The 15,638-nt window shown below is 68.1% G+C and carries 24 protein-coding genes; 13 read left to right on the top strand and 11 right to left on the bottom strand.

The genetic code is table 11. The features are described from left to right. Positions 1 to 9: 9 nt before the first annotated feature. The 10 genes from ACFOM9_RS02785 to ACFOM9_RS02830 all read right to left on the bottom strand — a co-directional run bounded on the left by ACFOM9_RS02785 (position 10) and on the right by ACFOM9_RS02830 (position 3,559). Entirely contained in the window at positions 10 to 297 is a 288-nt protein-coding gene (locus ACFOM9_RS02785; protein WP_386705958.1) for a hypothetical protein, read from the bottom strand. Beyond that, complete coding sequence (locus ACFOM9_RS02790; RefSeq protein WP_386705960.1) at positions 294 to 638, bottom strand: hypothetical protein; 345 nt, start codon at positions 636 to 638, stop codon at positions 294 to 296. The genes ACFOM9_RS02785 and ACFOM9_RS02790 overlap by 4 nt, the downstream gene beginning before the upstream one ends. Then, a complete protein-coding gene (locus tag ACFOM9_RS02795; protein ID WP_386705962.1) occupies positions 635 to 997 on the bottom strand; it encodes a hypothetical protein in 363 nt (120 codons plus the stop codon). The genes ACFOM9_RS02790 and ACFOM9_RS02795 overlap by 4 nt, the downstream gene beginning before the upstream one ends. Beyond that, positions 994 to 1,383 (bottom strand): hypothetical protein, encoded by a 390-nt coding sequence (locus ACFOM9_RS02800; protein WP_386705963.1) that lies wholly within the window; start codon positions 1,381 to 1,383, stop codon positions 994 to 996. Before ACFOM9_RS02800 ends, ACFOM9_RS02795 begins: the two co-directional genes overlap by 4 nt. After that, the gene (locus tag ACFOM9_RS02805) at positions 1,380 to 1,517 is read right to left on the bottom strand and encodes a hypothetical protein (protein WP_386705965.1); all 138 of its coding nucleotides are present in this window, start codon (positions 1,515 to 1,517) and stop codon (positions 1,380 to 1,382) included. The genes ACFOM9_RS02800 and ACFOM9_RS02805 overlap by 4 nt, the downstream gene beginning before the upstream one ends. A gap of 23 nt (positions 1,518 to 1,540) precedes the next feature. Further along, entirely contained in the window at positions 1,541 to 1,747 is a 207-nt protein-coding gene (locus ACFOM9_RS02810; RefSeq protein ID WP_386705967.1) for a hypothetical protein, read from the bottom strand. Further along, positions 1,744 to 2,058 carry a hypothetical protein gene (locus ACFOM9_RS02815; protein ID WP_386705969.1) on the bottom strand — a complete coding sequence of 105 codons (315 nt, stop codon included), beginning with the start codon at positions 2,056 to 2,058 and terminating at the stop codon, positions 1,744 to 1,746. The genes ACFOM9_RS02810 and ACFOM9_RS02815 overlap by 4 nt, the downstream gene beginning before the upstream one ends. 188 nt (positions 2,059 to 2,246) lie before the next feature. Next, positions 2,247 to 2,606, bottom strand: coding sequence for a hypothetical protein (locus tag ACFOM9_RS02820; protein WP_386705971.1), 360 nt, complete (start codon positions 2,604 to 2,606; stop codon positions 2,247 to 2,249). A gap of 106 nt (positions 2,607 to 2,712) precedes the next feature. After that, positions 2,713 to 3,093, bottom strand: coding sequence for a hypothetical protein (locus ACFOM9_RS02825; RefSeq protein WP_386705973.1), 381 nt, complete (start codon positions 3,091 to 3,093; stop codon positions 2,713 to 2,715). After that, entirely contained in the window at positions 3,011 to 3,559 is a 549-nt protein-coding gene (locus ACFOM9_RS02830; protein ID WP_386705975.1) for a hypothetical protein, read from the bottom strand. The genes ACFOM9_RS02825 and ACFOM9_RS02830 overlap by 83 nt, the downstream gene beginning before the upstream one ends. A gap of 85 nt (positions 3,560 to 3,644) precedes the next feature. Between ACFOM9_RS02830 and ACFOM9_RS02835 the strand changes: the two genes are divergently transcribed. Beyond that, entirely contained in the window at positions 3,645 to 3,920 is a 276-nt protein-coding gene (locus ACFOM9_RS02835) for a hypothetical protein (protein WP_386705977.1), read from the top strand. 65 nt (positions 3,921 to 3,985) lie between these two features. Here ACFOM9_RS02835 and ACFOM9_RS02840 read toward each other — a convergent pair whose 3' ends face one another. After that, positions 3,986 to 4,327 carry a hypothetical protein gene (locus ACFOM9_RS02840; protein ID WP_386705979.1) on the bottom strand — a complete coding sequence of 114 codons (342 nt, stop codon included), beginning with the start codon at positions 4,325 to 4,327 and terminating at the stop codon, positions 3,986 to 3,988. Between the two features lie 222 nt (positions 4,328 to 4,549). Here ACFOM9_RS02840 and ACFOM9_RS02845 point away from each other — a divergent pair, with 222 nt between their 5' ends. The 12 genes from ACFOM9_RS02845 to ACFOM9_RS02900 all read left to right on the top strand — a co-directional run bounded on the left by ACFOM9_RS02845 (position 4,550) and on the right by ACFOM9_RS02900 (position 15,634). Then, positions 4,550 to 4,930, top strand: coding sequence for a hypothetical protein (locus ACFOM9_RS02845; RefSeq protein ID WP_386705980.1), 381 nt, complete (start codon positions 4,550 to 4,552; stop codon positions 4,928 to 4,930). Next, the gene (locus ACFOM9_RS02850) at positions 4,923 to 5,159 is read left to right on the top strand and encodes a hypothetical protein (RefSeq protein WP_386705982.1); all 237 of its coding nucleotides are present in this window, start codon (positions 4,923 to 4,925) and stop codon (positions 5,157 to 5,159) included. The genes ACFOM9_RS02845 and ACFOM9_RS02850 overlap by 8 nt, the downstream gene beginning before the upstream one ends. Continuing rightward, positions 5,159 to 5,362 carry a hypothetical protein gene (locus ACFOM9_RS02855; protein WP_386705984.1) on the top strand — a complete coding sequence of 68 codons (204 nt, stop codon included), beginning with the start codon at positions 5,159 to 5,161 and terminating at the stop codon, positions 5,360 to 5,362. Before ACFOM9_RS02850 ends, ACFOM9_RS02855 begins: the two co-directional genes overlap by 1 nt. Before the next feature lie 11 nt (positions 5,363 to 5,373). After that, positions 5,374 to 5,547: a hypothetical protein gene (locus ACFOM9_RS02860; RefSeq protein ID WP_386705986.1), complete on the top strand. Its 174-nt coding sequence runs from the start codon at positions 5,374 to 5,376 to the stop codon at positions 5,545 to 5,547. Between the two features lie 203 nt (positions 5,548 to 5,750). Continuing rightward, positions 5,751 to 8,147: a DUF5906 domain-containing protein gene (locus tag ACFOM9_RS02865; protein ID WP_386705988.1), complete on the top strand. Its 2,397-nt coding sequence runs from the start codon at positions 5,751 to 5,753 to the stop codon at positions 8,145 to 8,147. A gap of 253 nt (positions 8,148 to 8,400) precedes the next feature. Further along, positions 8,401 to 9,096: a hypothetical protein gene (locus ACFOM9_RS02870; protein WP_386705990.1), complete on the top strand. Its 696-nt coding sequence runs from the start codon at positions 8,401 to 8,403 to the stop codon at positions 9,094 to 9,096. Next, positions 9,093 to 9,296 carry a hypothetical protein gene (locus ACFOM9_RS02875; RefSeq protein ID WP_386705992.1) on the top strand — a complete coding sequence of 68 codons (204 nt, stop codon included), beginning with the start codon at positions 9,093 to 9,095 and terminating at the stop codon, positions 9,294 to 9,296. Before ACFOM9_RS02870 ends, ACFOM9_RS02875 begins: the two co-directional genes overlap by 4 nt. Then, on the top strand, positions 9,293 to 11,218 hold the full coding sequence (locus tag ACFOM9_RS02880; RefSeq protein WP_386705994.1) for a phage terminase large subunit family protein: 1,926 nt from the start codon (positions 9,293 to 9,295) through the stop codon (positions 11,216 to 11,218). The genes ACFOM9_RS02875 and ACFOM9_RS02880 overlap by 4 nt, the downstream gene beginning before the upstream one ends. Continuing rightward, complete coding sequence (locus ACFOM9_RS02885) at positions 11,215 to 11,517, top strand: hypothetical protein (protein WP_386705996.1); 303 nt, start codon at positions 11,215 to 11,217, stop codon at positions 11,515 to 11,517. The genes ACFOM9_RS02880 and ACFOM9_RS02885 overlap by 4 nt, the downstream gene beginning before the upstream one ends. A gap of 123 nt (positions 11,518 to 11,640) precedes the next feature. Beyond that, a complete protein-coding gene (locus ACFOM9_RS02890) occupies positions 11,641 to 11,853 on the top strand; it encodes a primosomal replication protein PriB/PriC domain protein (protein ID WP_386705998.1) in 213 nt (70 codons plus the stop codon). Then, positions 11,850 to 13,400, top strand: a complete 1,551-nt coding sequence (locus tag ACFOM9_RS02895; protein WP_386706000.1) for a phage portal protein — start codon at positions 11,850 to 11,852, stop codon at positions 13,398 to 13,400. The genes ACFOM9_RS02890 and ACFOM9_RS02895 overlap by 4 nt, the downstream gene beginning before the upstream one ends. A 2-nt stretch (positions 13,401 to 13,402) precedes the next feature. After that, positions 13,403 to 15,634: a ClpP-like prohead protease/major capsid protein fusion protein gene (locus ACFOM9_RS02900; protein ID WP_386706002.1), complete on the top strand. Its 2,232-nt coding sequence runs from the start codon at positions 13,403 to 13,405 to the stop codon at positions 15,632 to 15,634. Positions 15,635 to 15,638 lie beyond the last annotated feature (4 nt).

Consider the following 15,638-nt stretch of genomic DNA (forward strand, 5'->3'; position numbering starts at 1 on the left):
CGGTTTCCTTCAGGCGGCAGTGAGCAGCCCGCGCTCGGCTTCGATGCGCAGGGTCTGCAGGTGGGTGATGGCGACGAGGCCGGATTCGGCGGCCCAGAGGTTCTCGGCGGTGCGCTGCGTCCATACCGGCGCCGTGGCCACGCCGCAGCGGTGGCATTCGACGTGGTACATGCGCGTGGGCTGGCCGAACAGGCGGGCGTCGGTAAGGACGTGGCCGCGGGTTTCGATCAGGCGCGGGGTGTGGCCGCAGGTGTGCGGGAGCAGGGTGCGGCGGGGGCGGATGGCCTGGTGGATCATGGGGCGCCGTCCTGCGCGTCACGGAGCGCCGCGTCCAGATCGTCGTTGAGCCACTTGGCCAGCGCCTTGCAGGCAGCGGTCTCCTCGGCAGGCGTCCGGGCGCGCACGACGGCGCGGGCCAGCGGGCCCATCTGCTGCTGCGTGTCTTCCTGGAATGCGATCTTTGCCCGGACTTCCATGCCGCGCCTGCGCATGAAGTCGAGGAGACACACGCCAAACGCTTCCGCCTGGTCGGGGTCGTAAGCTGTCTTGGCGAACAGCAACCGGCCTTGGGTGGTCAGCAACTGATCCAGCTCGGCGAGCAGGGTTGGAGCCGGCCGGGGCGTGTAGACCGCGCTCATCGGGCACCACCGTTGCCGTAGTTGTCGGCCAGATCCGCATTGCCCTTGATCACGCCGGTGCAGTCCACGACGTCCATGCCAGTCGCGGGCTGGTCGGGGAGCGAGTTCACCAGCTCGGCGGCTGCGACGCGCTCGGGCGTGATCCGGCGGCGGATGTTGAGCGCGCAGTCGATGCGGTGCGAAATCTCGCGCGCTTCCTGCTTGTCGGCTTCCATGTTGCGCAAGAACTCGGCGCGGGATTCGGGCGAGATCTGGTCCGCGTATTGCACGGCGCGCTTGCGTTCGCCGATGAGGTGGGCGAGTGCCAGCTGCACGAGGCGGGCGTCGTTGGCGTTAAGTTGCAGGGTGATGGCGGTCATGGCTGCGGGCCTTCGAGAGCCGGCGCGACGCCGCTCGCCTGGCATCGGCGGCATGGACGTGTGCGGTTGCCGCTCTCAGCGCTCCAGCCTGCCCATTGCTCTCCGCTGCCTTGGCAGCCGGAGCACTTCCCGGTCGACGCTTCGAACGCCAGCAATGCAGCGCGCTCCTCCGCGCGGGTGACCACCACGCGCTGCGACAACTTTCGATCCCACTTGGGTCGGCCTTTGCGCGGCCCTCTCTGGAAGAGCCCCACGGGCACACCGCCGGTCACGATCAGATCGGCATGCTCCAGCTCGCCGACGACCTCCCAGGCGTACATGAGCCAGTCGTTCCCCACCCCCAGCTTTTGCCGGGCAACTTGCTCGACAAAGTTGATCTCGCTCATGCGATCACCGCCTGCGCAAGCTCGCGCGCGTGGATCAGGGCGTAGCTGATCGTCACGGCGGCGATCACCAGCGCAATCCGCAGGGCGCGGCGTTCTGCGCGCTGCTCGCGCTCCAGCTGGGCGGTGTCGTGCATGGCGACAGGTCGAGCGGGGCGGCTCACGACCGCACCGCCTGTGCCGGCGCGCGGCCTGCGTGCTCGATCCGCTGCAGGTCGTCCATGTCCGGCACGTAGGGGTGGTGGCCGGCACGGATGTCAGCGAGGACGCGGTTCACGACCTGCTGGCGGCTTTCGGTGCTGCCAATGCGCTGGTGCTGCTCGACGGCGTTGGCCACCGGGCCCAGCCTCACGATCAGGGCGCTCATCGCGGGCCGCTCCGCATTTCCGCCCGCCGGCCCTGTGGGCGGCGATAGGCCTCGCGCAGGTCGAGGGTGGCGTCGTTGGCGGCCTCGGGGGCGTGCATCGGTGCCCGGGGCTCGCCGTAGCGGATCGCCTCCATGGTGCGCTGGTGGTGCTCGACCTGGTCGAGCACTTCGGCGCGGCGGCGGTCGTGGTGCTCGTCGACGACGCCGATCAGTGCGAGGAAGACCACGCAGCTCACGGCGGACAGGCTGATGCCGGCGATGACGCCGAACTGGAAATCGGGATTGAACAGCAGGGACAGGATCTCGTCCACGGTGCGCCTCCAACGGAGTGGAGGGCGGCCGCCGCGGCGCCGGGAGTCGGGAGCGCCGCGACGGCTAGACCAGCTGGTGCCCAGGGGAAGTCACCGGGCTGGTTGCCCTACCCCGACGGGTGCCGGGGTGGGCGTATTTAGCTCGCAGCTAAATCATAAGTCAATAGCTCACAGCTAAATTTTTCCGCCTAGCGCAATTCCGGGGCGCCGGCGTTGATGATTTGACCGGTTTCAGCGTCCACCACGCAGAAATACTGAACGCGCTTCTGCGCGCCCATGGCATTGGACGCGACGAGGTCGTTCCCTGTGAAAACGATCGAGTCCCCGGGCACGTACCACGCGGGGTTTGAGAACCGCGCGTCGAACATTCCCTCCGTCCATTGCGGCTCGAAGGCGAGCAGGGCGGCGATCTTGGCCGTGCAACCTGCCTGGATGCCTGCCTGGAGGCGCTGGCCAATACACGCGGCATCGCCACCGCTGCATTGCGCGCTGGTCGGGGTTTCTGGCCTTGGGGCCTCGCGCGAGATCCAGTACAGCAGGGTCGCCACCGGAACTCCAAGGATCACCCATAGAAAGTCGCGGCGCCGCTGAGTCGTTGCGCGCCGGCTAGACACGGCGCCCCTCGCCCGTTCGAGTGCCGCCTTGCTCTCAGGGTCAATCATGGCCACCCCAGTCGGCGGTCAGCATCGCGCTGGTGTCGGTCACGATGTCCATGTCGCTGAGGGGAATCCCTTCGGCCAAGCACTCGCGCGCGGTCTCCATATCGCGCAGCAGCTTTGACAGACAGGCGTCCTCCAGAGATTCGATGCCCGGGTGGTTGAAGGTCGCTTGATCGATGAGGAACTGCAGCGAATAGGCTTTTCGGAGCCAGCGGATGCGCCGGTAGATGCAATCGCGCGTGATGCTGTCGAACAGCGTCGGCCGCGGCGTCGTGACGACGCGGAGGATCGGTCTAGCCGGCTTCGCGCCTTTCACGCGGGCGGCGATCACTTCCGCCAATGCCTCGATCGTTCCCGCCTTGTGCTGCGTTTTCATCGTTCCCCCTGAGCTTTTGTGCCAACCGTTTGCTGAAATCAATCAGGTTGTCCGGTGTGACCTGCTGCTCCTGGCGCTCCATGAGGTACTCGTAAGCGAACGCAAGGGGGGTGCCGTCGTCCTCGTTGTCGTGCTCGAGCTCGAGGAGGGCGAAGGTGTGCCGGACAAGGCTGATTGCGGCGGCGATGGTCTCAGGGTCCATTCGCAGGACCTGATACGTGGGAGGGGTCCCGTCACGAACCCCCGTGGCGGCGTGTTCCCTGTCCATCCAGCCGTGCCCCAAGCGGGCAGCCTCCTCGATTTTGCGCGCAACGTCGTTGCCCATCGGCTTGCCACCCAGCAACTGGCTGAGATAGGAGCCGCTCATGCCTAGAGCCAGGGCCGCGTCTCGCTTGTTGCGGCCGCCCCGGGTCAGATCGGCGACAAGCGCCTGCAAATTCGTCGAGCGGATGGCGGTTACGTCCATGTGGATAGCGTAGCTGTGGGCTAAAGCCGGGGGTTTAGCGTGGAGCTTGACATTAGGCTTTAGCTCCGGGCTAAATGTCCGCGCCATGGACCTAATCAAATTCATCGAAGACCCCGGCCGCCACCAGCGGCTCGCGGAGGAAGTTGGGACCACCAAGGCGTGGCTCTGGCAAATCGCCACTGGTTGGCGTGGCAAGAGGGCCAGCACCGACTTGGCCATGAAGATCGAGTCTGCCAGTCGGGGCATCGGCCCCGAGGCCGTGTCGCGATCTGTGCTCCGTCCCGACATCTGGCCGGCGGGCGATATGCAAGCCGCCAATGACCCCGAAGGCCCATCGGCCGACGCGGCGGAGGAGGGCTGATGTCCCCGGTATTCCAGCGCTTCCCCGATGGGACCCGTTACCTTGAATACCCAGGAGGGCGCGATCTAATGCGCCGCACCACGCTCCGGCAGCTGTTCGCCGAGGAGCTGACGGAGGCTCCCGAAGCCGGCAGTTGGGTAGAGCAGGGTCAGCCAGCCGCATCCGGCCCCGCGGATCAGCAACCTCAGGCCGCCGCGTTCGGTCACGAAAACAACGTGAGGCTCGCCAAGATCCATCACCTTCGCGTCCGCGTCGCGCGCTTGCGCATAGGTGCGCGGAACTTCCGGCGTCATGTCCATGCGCGCCTGCATAAGTTGCTCGATCAGCGATTCCACGGCGTTCGCCGAAAGGGGGCCGTCGATGCTGACTGAGATCGCGTCGCGTCGTTCGTTGAGCAGGATTTCCATGTCGGCCTTCGGTGTTGGGGTGTGCGTCTCGTCCCGCGCAGCCTACACCGGCGGCCGGCGCCAGCTGAAAGAAGACCGCAAGGGCCTCCCCCGCGCCGGTGCTCGTGCTGAAGGCGCGCAGGGCCGTGAGGCGGATCGGGTTCGGGTTTCGGGGTGTGGTGTCCATGCCTCTTTTTTTGCCGATTTGAGTCTCTCAACGCCACTCAACTTGGTTGAGAGCCGATGAGCAGCCAGCTCGGACTCCCTGTTTCCCTGCGACCTGAGGAGGTCGCGCGCGAGAAGTCGCTGGGTGCTGCGATCGAGCTTTGCGCCAAGGCGGGCGGCTATGCCTTCGACAAGGCGCTGCAGATGGAGCTGGGCGTGGACAAAGCCCAGTTCTCGCGCTGGCAGTCCGGCAGCGAGGGCGTGGTCTGGCCGAAGCTCGAGAAGCTCATGGACCTGTGCGGCAACGACGCCCCGCTGTTCTGGATGCTCTACCAGCGCGGCTACGACCTGCACAGCCTGCGCCGGCGGGAGTCCGAAACCGAACGCCATAACCGGCTGCTGCGAGAGGAAGTCGCGGCCTTGCGCCGCGTGCTGCTGGGGGATGCCGCCAATGCCTGACGCCATGGACCGCGTGCAGCAGCACGCCGCCGACCTCAACGACGACGCCCTGCGCCGGCACCGGCAGCAACAGGCGCTGCGCGCCGGCTTGACCGAGTGCGAGCGCCTGGACTGCCGCGAGCCGATTCGTCCCGAGCGCACCGCGCGAGGCGCGCGCCTGTGCGACGAGTGCCAGGAAGAGCAGGACAAGCGTGATGCCCACTTCGCCACGTGGGCGAGGCGCCGGTGATGGGCGAGTTTCGCCGCCATGCGCCGGCCACGTTCGCGCGTCCGCCTGGTGTTGCGTCGATGCGTGGCCTGCAGGCGGCGATGGCTGCGCTGTACGCGCCGCCGGAGGAACGAGAGCCGGCCGCCGACCTCGCCGAGTGTGAGCAGCGGCGCCGCGAATGCGATGACCGGCAACGCCGGCAGGGCGAGCTAAGGCTCGGATGACAGGGGGAATCGTGGGACGACACAAGGGCCACCCGGCCATCGAAGCCATCGCCGAACTCAGCGACGCGGATCTGCGCGAGCGAGTGCGGCATTTGTCGAAGGCAGTGCCCTACCTGCAGACGCAGCTGGCGTTCGCGCGGCGCGAGCAGCGGCGGCGCCGTCGCCGCGAGGCGGCGAAGGCATGAAGCGGTCGGCTTCCCTCGCTGTTGAACCCCCGCGCCCCCGGGTGGGAATGAAGTGCGCGCGATCGACGCCACCCGGCGGCGGCGGCGCGCGCAGGCGGCCGAACCTGAACGGGTCCGGGTGCGGGTCCTCCCGGGCGACGCTCCACGCGGGTAATGGCGACCGCGATTCCTGTGTACTCAGCGGCCTCTGGAGTTACTGAAACGTGGCTGCCGGCAACTACGATGACGTCCTCCAGCAGCTGCGAAGCGCTGGCCTGGTCGTCGATCGCCTTGAAGTGGGGACGGCGCGCACCGTTCGCTGCCTGACCGAAGACGGCGGGCGCGAGAAGCGGGGGTGGTACCGGCTGCACGAGCTGCAGACCGATGGCGGCGCCGTGCTCATCGTCGGCAGCTTCGGCATCTGGCGCGGCGACAACAACAACGCGCAGAAGGTGGTGCTGGGCAAGACCAGCCCGCTCACCGCCGAACAGCGCGACGCGCTGCGCCGCCGCCTGGCCGAAGACCGCAAGGCGCTCGAGCGCGAGCGCGCACAGCAAGCCGAAGCCGCGGCGCGCCGCGCCGACGCCGCCTGGGGCAAGTACCTGGTCGACGGCGAATCCGACTACCTCGCCCGCAAGGGCGTGCGCGGCCACGGCCTGCGCTACACCAAGCGCGGCGCCGCGGTCGTGCCGTTGCTCGACGCCGGCGGCCGCGTCCATGGCCTGCAGTTCCTCCGCACCCAGCAGCAGGCAGACGAGGCCAAGCGGCCGGTCAAGGAATTCTGGCCGGTCGGCGTGGCGAAGAAGGGCCACTTCCACCTGGTGGGCTCGCCCGACTGGATCGTCCTGGTCGCCGAAGGCTACGCCACCGCGGCCACTCTGCATGAGGCCACCAGCTACCCCGTGGCCGTAGCGTTCGACGCCGGCAACCTCGGCCCAGTGGCCCGGGCGCTGCGCTTCCGCTACAAGCAGGCGCGGATCCTGATCTGTGCCGACGACGACAGCCTCGGCAAGTGCCTTGGCTGCAAAGCGCGCGTCGCGCTCGCCGACCATCCCACCGACTGCCCGGCCTGCGGCGAGCCGCACGCCATCAGCAACACCGGCGTCGGCAGCGCCAGCTCGGCAGCGCTCGAGGTCAACGGCGCCTGGCTCGCGCCGCGCTTCGCCGATGACGCCGCGCGCCGAGCCGCGTTCGTCGACAAGGGACGCAAGCCGACCGACTTCAACGACCTGCACGCCGCCGAAGGGCTGCACGTGGTGCGCACCCAGGTCGAAGCCCGCCTCACGGAACTCGATTGGCGTGCAGCAAACCCGCGCGCTTCTTCCTCCACAACCGGGGAGCGGGGAGACGGCCGGCTCCGGCCATTGCTCTACCTGCACGAGCTGCTCCCGCGCTACGCGCTGGTCTATGGCTCCAACGGCGCGGTGTTCGATCGCGGCGAGCACTGCCTCCTGCCGCTGACCGACATGCGCAACGCCTGCATCCGGTCCGACCTGCACAAGGCCTGGATGGAGCACCCCGAGCGCGAGATCGTCCGCATGCAGGAGGTCGGCTTTGACCCCGCGGGCGACGACCCCACGATCACCTGCAACCTGTGGTCCGGCTGGCCAACCGAGCCGAAGGCCGGCGCCTGCGACCGCCTGCTCGACCTGCTGCGGTACATGTGCAGCGGCGACCGCACGCCCGAGCCGCTATTCGACTGGGTGCTCAAGTGGATCGCGTACCCGATCCAGTACCCCGGCGCCAAGATGAAATCGACCATCGTGGTGCACGGCCCGCAGGGCGCCGGCAAGAACATGTTCTTCGAAGCGATCATGGCGATCTACGGCCAGTACGGCCGCATGCTCGACCAGGACGCGCTCGAAGACCGCTTCAACGACTGGGCCAGCCGCAAGCTGTTCCTGATCGCCGACGAGGTCATCGCCCGCGGCAACATCTTCCACCTGAAGAACAAGCTCAAGACGCTGGTCACCGGCACGCGGATCCGCATCAACCCCAAGAACATGGCCGCCTACGAGGAGGCCAACCACGTCAACCTGGTGTTCCTCTCCAACGAGGCCCAGCCCGTGGTCCTCGAGGAAGACGACCGCCGACACTGCGTCTTCTGGACGCCGCCCAAGCGCGAGCACGCCTACTACGCCGCCATCAAGGCCGAGATCGCGGCCGGCGGCATCGCCGCACTGCACGACTACCTGCTGCACCTGCCCCTGGGCGACTTCGACGAGGGCACGCTGCCGCCGACCACCGACGCCAAGACCGAGCTGATCAGCCTGGCGCAGGACAGCGCACTGGAATTCATCGATCTGCTCTACAGCGGCGACATCCGTTACCTCAAGCCGATGCCCGGCCTGAGCACCGACTGGTACGAGGCCTACAAGATCTGGAGCGGGCGCGTGGGAGTGAAGCCGGCGCCCATGAAGCGCTGGCTTAACGCGATCGCGCGCAAGCGAGACCTCACCAGCGACAAGAAACGGTACCTCGACGGTCAGTCCGTCAGGCAGCAACGGCTGATCACCTTCGGCCTCGAGCCTCCCGAGGGCGAGTCCGAACAGTCGTGGCTCGGCCAGGAGCTCGAGAAGTTCGCCACCGGCTTCAAGGATTTCCGGGGGGCGGTGCAATGACGTGGGTCGGTGTGACGCAAGGGACGGGAAGCGTGACGCCTGTGGGGACGCCTGAAAACGAGGCGGCACAAGGCTTGGGACACGAGGGACAGCAAATCCGCGCCTATGCGGGCGCGCGAGAAGTCGGTCACGCCACGAGCATGCGGGCAGGTCGCGCGTGTGTATGGACGCTCGCGTCCCACGTGTCCCTCGCGTCCCATCGCAGCAACCGCGCGAGTTTGCGGCCGTTCGCTCGTGTCCCGCGATGCGTCACATGGCGGGACTACGTGTCCCGTCGCGCGCGCGCCCTGCTTTTTTCGCCTTTTCGAAGGGAAGGAAGAGGGAGAGCCTGCCTGTGAGTCGTCCCGAGATCTGCGGCCTTCGCGAGTTCGCCGCCCTGGCGGGCTTCAAGCCCAGCTACATCACGGAGCTGAAGAACGCCGGCCGTCTCGTCCTCACCGACGACCGGAAGAAAGTGCGGGTGGCCGAGTCACTGGCGCTGATCGACCAAACCCGCGACCCGGCCCGAGCCGGCGTCGCTGCTCGCCACGCCGCCGCACGTGCCGCCTCTGCCGCGCAGGCGGACGAAGCGGCGGCGCAGGCCGGAGGGGCGGGCGAGGGCGATGATGCGCCGCCTGCCACCTACAGCGATCCGGTCGAGGCCAGCCACGCGCGACGCAAGGCGAAGGCCATCGCCGACAAGGCGGAGGCCGACGCCCGCAAGGCGCTGCGCGACGAGCAGCTGGAGCTGGGTCAGCTGCTCGAAGCCGACCAGGTGGATTTCGCCGTCCGCGGCGCGGTGGCCACGTTCCGCACCAGCCTGGAGAACCTGCCGAACACCCTGGCGCCGGAACTTGCGGCGCTCAGCGACGAAGGGCGGATCCGCGTGGTGCTGGGCGAGGCGCTGGAGCATGCGCTGGAGGAGCTGTCGCGGAAGCTCGGCACGATTGCGAAAGCGGAGCCGGCATGATCGCGCGCATCGACCTGGACGAACTCCCCGCGCGCATGCGCATGCTGGCCGACGACATGGCAGCCGTTGGCGCCGCGGTGAGCTACTACGGCGGCTTCGGCCCGTTCGGCGAGTGGGGCGCGCTGGTGCAGGAACAATCCGCGCCGATGTGTCGCGAGCTGGCTCGCGCGATCGAACGGATGCAGGGTGGATCCGCATGACCGCCACCGCCCGCATCGCCGGCGTCATCTCCCGCGCCATCGCCCCGCGCAAGCCGCTCACCGTCTCGCAGTGGGCGGACGCGAACCGCGTGCTGTCCTCCAAGGGCAGCGCCGAGCCCGGCCGCTGGCGCACCTCGCGCAACCCGCCGCTGCGCGAGCCGATGGACTGCATGTCGGCGCGCAGCCCGGTGCGCGACGTGGTCTGCATGTTCCCGATCCAGTTCGGCAAGACCGCGCTCAGCGAGAATGCGCTCGGCTACACCATGGACCACAACCCGGGCCCGGTGATGGTGTGCCTGCCGGGCGAAGTGTCGATGAACAAGTGGATCGCGCAGAAGCTCAATCCGCTGATCGAGGAAACGCCCGCGGTGCGTCGCACGCTCACCAGCGTGGCCAGCCGCGACGCCAGCAACACGCGCACGTTCAAGGACTTCGCCGGTGGGCAGTTGTACCTCGAGCACGGCGGCAGCCCCAGCCGCCTCAAGTCCACCACCGTCCGCACGCTCATCGTCGACGAGCTCGACGAGTTTGCCGACAACCTCAGCAGCGGCGACGACCCGGTGGCCATGCTCGAAGGCCGCACCTCGGCGTTCCCCGCCACCAGCAAGCGCCTCTACATTTCCACCCCTGGCGTGCGCGGGGTGAGCCGCACCGAGCAGTTGTGGAACAAGTCCGACCAGCGCCGCTTCCACGTCGCCTGCCCGGAGTGCGAGCACCGGCAGCCGCTGGAATGGAGCGGCCTGCAATGGACACCCGACGGATCCAGCTGCTGGTACATGTGCCGCGAGTGCAGCGCGGTGATCGAGGAGCACCAGAAGACGGCGATGATCGCCGGCGGCGAGTGGGTGGCCGGCAACCCCGGCGCGCCCATGCGCGGCTACACGATCAACTGCCTCTACTACCAGCTCGGCCTCGGCCCACGCTGGCTCGACCTGGTGCGCATGTGGATCGAGGCGCAGAACGACCCGGCCAAGCTCAAGACCTTCGTCAACGACCGCCTCGCCGAGTGCTGGGAAGACCCGGCGATGCGCGCGGTGCGCCACAACCTCATCGCCGACCGCGTCGAGCCGCTGCCGCTGCGCCCGGTCCCGGCGTGGGTGCTGGCCGTCACCGCCGGCATCGACACGCAGGACAATCGCCTCCCGGTGCAGCTGGTCGGCTGGGGGCGCGGCCTGCGGTGCTGGCCCATCGATTACGTGGAACTGCCGGGCGACCCGGCCGAGGACGACGTCTGGGCCGCGCTCACCGACCTGCTCAACCGACCGATCGAGCATGCCAGCGGCGGACTCCTGCGGGTGGAGGCCAGTGCCCAAGACGCCGCCGGCCACCGCACCGAGGCCGTCAAGGCGTACGTCCGCCGCAAGCTGGTCCGTCGGCACATGGCCATCTTCGGCGCCAAGGCCAACAACGCGCCGGTGCTGAGTAAAGGCACCATGGTCGACGTCAACTGGCGCAACCAGCTCGACAAGCGCGGCATCAAGATCCACCACGTCGGCACCGTCGGCATCAAGCATCACCTCTACAGCCTGCTGGGACGCGATGCCGAGAAGCAGCCCGACGACCGCATGATCCGTTTCAGTGACGAGCTGGAGCCCGAGTACTTCGGGGGCCTGGTCAGCGAGACCTACAATCCGGCGAAGAACCGATTCGAGAAGCGCCGCGGCGGTCCGCGCAACGAACCGCTCGACACCTGGGTCTATGCGTACGCGGCCACGCATCATCCGGAGCTGCGCCTGCACCGCTACACCAAGGCCGACTGGGACGCGCGCGAGGCGCGGCTGGGCAACAGCGCGTCGCCGGCTTCGGATTCCCGTGGAACACCACCGAGCGAGCGTGCACCAGCACCGCGCAGCGATTCCCGTGGAACACAACCGGCCCGGCGAAACAGCGGCATCGTCACGAAGGACGGTTGGGGCCTGTGAGCGACAAGCACGCCAGCGAAGCCGAGCTGCGCGCCCGCATCACCGATGCGCTGGTGCGGGACGTCGGGGTCAGCGAGCGGATGGCGCAGCCGTTCGTCGACTCGATCCTGCGGTGCCTGGCAGGCGAACGCGTGTACGTTGCGCGTGGCGCTCGCGACTATCCGGTGCTGCAGATTCGTGCGGCGCTGGAGCGCGGCCACAGCGCCAAGGAAGTGTGCGATCTCTTCAGCCTGTCGCGCCGCCAGCTGCATCGCATCTTCCCCGGCGGGCTGCCAAAACCCTACGAAAAGGCGGGTTAGTGCCAGCTTTGCCAAAATCAGGCACAACCTGATTTTTTAGCGCAACGAAAACAACAAGTTGCAGAGGTAGTTGTGCCAGCTTTTGGCAGACGTGGCACACATTGACTTGCGAACCTTTCCTGCATGGCGACAGCGCAGGAAATGGTCCAGTTCTACACCGACGCGGAAATCGCGGTCCTCAAGGGCCAGCGAGTCCGTTTCGGCGACCGTGACCTGACGCGCGCGGACCTCGAACAGATCCGTGCTGGCCGGCGCGAGTGGCAAGGCCTCCTCGACCGGCAACTGCGCGCCGGCAGTGCGCGCTTCGCCACCGCAGACTTCGGTGGCACCACGTGACGGGCAGCGCCGCCATTGCCGCGGGCCGGCTGCGCAGCGTCATCCCGGTGGACCGCGCGCAACGCGCCATCGCTGACACCGCGGCGCGCCCGGTGCGCGCAGTCGCTCACGAGGTCACCAGGCCGTCGCGCGCCCGCAAGCTGGCGCGCGATTGGGGCAGCGGCAACAACATCGTCGGCATGGACGCCAAGCAGCTGCGCGATCAGGCCCGCCACCTCGAGCGCGACCTCGACCTGGCGCGCAACGCGCTCAACGTGCTGGTGCAGAACACCTGCGGTTCCGGAATCGACGTGCTGGCCGCACCGCGCAAGGCCGGGGGCAAGGTCGATCGCGTCCTGGCGCAGGAAATCGACGCGCTCTGGGACGAATGGTGGGACCGTCCTGAAGTCACCAAGATGCACGACTACGGCCGCGCCCAGCAGCTCATGGCGCGCAGCCTGTTCCGCGACGGTGAGTGCTACTACCAGGACATCATCGGCCCGGTGCCGTTCTACACGCACGGGACGCGCGTGCCGTACAGCTTCGAAATGCTCGAAGCCGACATGCTGCCGCTCGACTTCACCGAGCCGGGCCGCCGGATCCTGCAGGGCGTCGAGCGCAATGCGTGGGGCGAGCGCGTCGGCTACTGGTTCTACAAGATCCACCCCGGCGAAAGTATCGGCTGGAACACCGAAACCAAGTTCGTTCCTGCCGACAAGGTCAACCAGCTGGCGCTGATCGACCGGATCCACCAAGTGCGCGGCCTGAGCGTCTTCGCTTCCAGCATGTCGCGCTTCGAGGACGTCAAGGACTACGAAGAGTCCGAGCGGATTGCCGCCAAAGTCGCGGCCTCGATGTGCGCCTACATCAAGAAGGGCCAGCCGGAAGGCTACGGCCAAGGTGAAGGCGGCCTGGCCGGCGAGGCGGTGCTCGAGAACGGCGTTCCGATCCGCGAGATGCGGTTCACGCCCGGCGCCGTCTTCGACGACCTGCTGGTCGGCGAGGACATCGGCACCATCGCGACCAACCGCCCGAATCCCAACGCAGCCACCTGGCGCAAGGAACAGTTGCGCGCTGCCGCTGGCGGTATCGGCACGAGCTACAGCAGCCTCTCGCTGGACTACAACGGCACGTACTCCGCGCAGCGCCAGGAGCTGGTGGAGAAGTGGGGCGGCTACCTCATGCTCGGCGAGCAGTTCATCGCCCAAGGGCCGCGCAAGCAGCGGCAGCGTTTCATCGAAGCCTGCCTGCTGGCCGGCCTGATCAAGGCCCCGCGCGGCTGGACGCTGGCGAACGTCGCCGCGTCCACCTACGTGCGCCCGGTGATGCCGTGGATCGACCCGCTCAAGGAAGCCTACGCCAAGGGCGAGGCCGAGGACCGCGGCTGGGCGTCGCCGCAGCAGAACACGCTGCTGGCCGGCAACAACCCCAACGACGTGCTGACCGAGACCGCCGACTGGAACGAGCGCCGCGCGCAGCTTGAGCTGGACGATGCCGCGGCCGTCGATCCGGCGCCCAGCGCGTCTACCCGCACCGGCGTGGTGCATTCCATGTTGACCAAGGACTGAGCATGCACAAGTCACTCCGACACGCACTGCTGTTTGCCGCGATGGGCACCATCCTGGCCGACGCCTCGGCTGCCCCCGGTGCGCGCTCACTGCTGCGCATTGAGGCGAAAGGCGCAGGCGTCGCCGAGGTGATGGTCTACGGGACCATCGGCGAGTCGCTCTGGTCGGAATCGATCAGCGCCCGCGACCTGGTCGAGCAGATCGTGGCCAGCACGGCCAAGACGTTCAACGTTCGCATCAACAGCAGCGGCGGTGTGGCAGCCGATGGCATCGCGATCTACAACGCGCTCAAGGCCCATCCCGCCCGCAAGGTGGTCTACGTCGACGGGCAGGCCTGCTCGATCGCGTCGCTGATCGCGATGTGCGGCGACGAGGTTGTCATGTTCCCGACGTCGCTGCTGATGGTCCACGCTCCGCATGCCGTCGCCGGCGGCAACGCCTCTGCCTTCCGCGAGTTCGCCGACACACTCGACACGCACGCCAGCGCCATGAAGGAGGCGTACGTCGCCAAGACCGGCAAGGGCGACGAGGTCGACAAGCTCCTGCGCGACGGCCGGGACCACTGGTACACCGGTGCCGAAGCGGTCGAGTTCGGCTTCGCCGATCGCATCGAAGCGCCCAATGCCGAGACCCGCGCCGAAGCGGCGTCGATCGTCGCCCTCACCAGCTACCTGTCGGCCATCCAGCAGGCGCCGGCACCCGTCGCAGCTTGCCTGCGCGGCCACATCACCGCGGCGTTGTCGCCGCGTGTCTTTGCCTCGCTCCCCGAGGTTTCACAGCAGGCCGTCATCGGCCACATCGAGGATTCCGCCATGAAACAGCAATACCTCCACATCCTGGCGAACGCCGGTGGTGCCCAGCCCGCTGCGTCCGTCACCAACCCGCCGGCGCAGCCGCCGGCAGCGCCGGCACAGGCCCCGGTGGTCGCCGCCGCGCCGCCGCAGGACAACGGCGCCAGCGTGCTCGCCGCGCTGCGCACCCGCAACACCGAGATCCTGTCGCTGGCCGAGCCGCACATGGGCAACGCCGCGGTGCGCGCCTACGTCGATCAGGTCGTGGCCGCCGCGGATCCCGCGGTGACCGCGGACAACGTCGGTCGGCACATCCTGTCGCTGATGGCGACCGGCACGGCGCCGCTCAACGGCGGGGCGAGCGTGGTTGCCGGGGTCGAGCAGCGCGACCTGACCCGCGCGGCGATGCTCAACAGCATCGAGGCCCGCGCGGGCATGACCACGCCAACGGCCGACAACCCGTACCGCGGCCACAGCCTGTCCGAACTGGCGCGCGAGTCGCTGGTGCAGGCCGGCGTCGACGTGCGCGGCCGGGACCGGATGGAGGTCGTCGGCATGGCCTTCACGCACTCCACGTCCGATTTCCCGGGCCTGCTCGGCGATGCCGCGCGCAAGGCCGTGCTGAAGGGCTACGAGGAGGCGGTGGAACCGATCGAGCAGATCACGCGCCCGGTCAGCGTCCCCGACTTCAAGCCGACCAACCTCGTGGGACTGGGCGCGTTCAGCGACCTGCTGGTCGTGCCGGAGGGCGGAGAGTTCAAGCAGGGCACCTTCAGCGAACAGTCGCAGGCGATGCGCCTGGTCACCTACGGCCGCCTGTTCTCGATCACGCGCCAGGCGATCATCAACGACGACCTCGGCATCTTCGGTGACGTGCCGCGGAAGCTCGGCCAGGCCGCGCGCCGCACGATCGCAAAGGCGGTCTTCGACCTGCTCACCAGCAACCCGACGCTGGCCGACGGCAAGGCGCTGTTCCACGCGGATCACGGCAACCTGATGACCGCTGCCGCCATCAGCACCACCAGCGTCGACGTGATGCAGTCGGCCATGGCGCTGCAGAAGGATGCCGACGGCAACATCATCACCGTCCCCATGAAGTCGCTGGTCGTCCCGGTCGCCTTGCGCGGCCTGGCCAAGACGGTGCGCGAGAGCCAGACCGAGGTCAGCGGCAGCAAGAACCTCACCACGCCGAACACGGTCCGCGACACGTTCGATGTGGTCGCCTCGGGTCGCCTGGATGCGGTGAGCGCGGCTGCTTGGTACGGCGTCGCCGACCCGGCCTTCGTCGACGGCATCGTCATCGGCTACCTCAACGGCAACCAGACGCCGTACCTGGAGCAGAAGGAAGGCTTCACCGTCGACGGCGTGGCCTGGAAGGTGCGCCTCGACGCGGCACCGGCCATCGCCGACTACCGCGGTCTCTACAAGAACCCCGGCGCGTGACGGG

Source organism: Luteimonas notoginsengisoli (genome assembly GCF_042648885.1).
Classification (GTDB): domain Bacteria; phylum Pseudomonadota; class Gammaproteobacteria; order Xanthomonadales; family Xanthomonadaceae; genus Luteimonas; species Luteimonas notoginsengisoli.

Excerpts from the sequence above, each read along its gene's own strand:
- ACFOM9_RS02800 (WP_386705963.1), bottom strand. The coding sequence starts at position 1,383 with ATGAGCGAGATCAACTTTGTCGAGCAAGTTGCCCGGCAAAAGCTGGGG.
- ACFOM9_RS02900 (WP_386706002.1), top strand. The coding sequence starts at position 13,403 with ATGCACAAGTCACTCCGACACGCACTGCTGTTTGCCGCGATGGGCACC.
- ACFOM9_RS02805 (WP_386705965.1), bottom strand. The coding sequence starts at position 1,517 with ATGCACGACACCGCCCAGCTGGAGCGCGAGCAGCGCGCAGAACGCCGC.
- ACFOM9_RS02830 (WP_386705975.1), bottom strand. The coding sequence starts at position 3,559 with ATGGACGTAACCGCCATCCGCTCGACGAATTTGCAGGCGCTTGTCGCC.
- ACFOM9_RS02810 (WP_386705967.1), bottom strand. The coding sequence starts at position 1,747 with ATGAGCGCCCTGATCGTGAGGCTGGGCCCGGTGGCCAACGCCGTCGAG.
- ACFOM9_RS02790 (WP_386705960.1), bottom strand. The coding sequence starts at position 638 with ATGAGCGCGGTCTACACGCCCCGGCCGGCTCCAACCCTGCTCGCCGAG.
- ACFOM9_RS02845 (WP_386705980.1), top strand. The coding sequence starts at position 4,550 with ATGAGCAGCCAGCTCGGACTCCCTGTTTCCCTGCGACCTGAGGAGGTC.
- ACFOM9_RS02825 (WP_386705973.1), bottom strand. The coding sequence starts at position 3,093 with ATGAAAACGCAGCACAAGGCGGGAACGATCGAGGCATTGGCGGAAGTG.
- ACFOM9_RS02835 (WP_386705977.1), top strand. The coding sequence starts at position 3,645 with ATGGACCTAATCAAATTCATCGAAGACCCCGGCCGCCACCAGCGGCTC.
- ACFOM9_RS02785 (WP_386705958.1), bottom strand. The coding sequence starts at position 297 with ATGATCCACCAGGCCATCCGCCCCCGCCGCACCCTGCTCCCGCACACC.
- ACFOM9_RS02880 (WP_386705994.1), top strand. The coding sequence starts at position 9,293 with ATGACCGCCACCGCCCGCATCGCCGGCGTCATCTCCCGCGCCATCGCC.
- ACFOM9_RS02890 (WP_386705998.1), top strand. The coding sequence starts at position 11,641 with ATGGCGACAGCGCAGGAAATGGTCCAGTTCTACACCGACGCGGAAATC.
- ACFOM9_RS02795 (WP_386705962.1), bottom strand. The coding sequence starts at position 997 with ATGACCGCCATCACCCTGCAACTTAACGCCAACGACGCCCGCCTCGTG.
- ACFOM9_RS02875 (WP_386705992.1), top strand. The coding sequence starts at position 9,093 with ATGATCGCGCGCATCGACCTGGACGAACTCCCCGCGCGCATGCGCATG.
- ACFOM9_RS02870 (WP_386705990.1), top strand. The coding sequence starts at position 8,401 with ATGGCGGGACTACGTGTCCCGTCGCGCGCGCGCCCTGCTTTTTTCGCC.
- ACFOM9_RS02840 (WP_386705979.1), bottom strand. The coding sequence starts at position 4,327 with ATGGAAATCCTGCTCAACGAACGACGCGACGCGATCTCAGTCAGCATC.
- ACFOM9_RS02850 (WP_386705982.1), top strand. The coding sequence starts at position 4,923 with ATGCCTGACGCCATGGACCGCGTGCAGCAGCACGCCGCCGACCTCAAC.
- ACFOM9_RS02855 (WP_386705984.1), top strand. The coding sequence starts at position 5,159 with ATGGGCGAGTTTCGCCGCCATGCGCCGGCCACGTTCGCGCGTCCGCCT.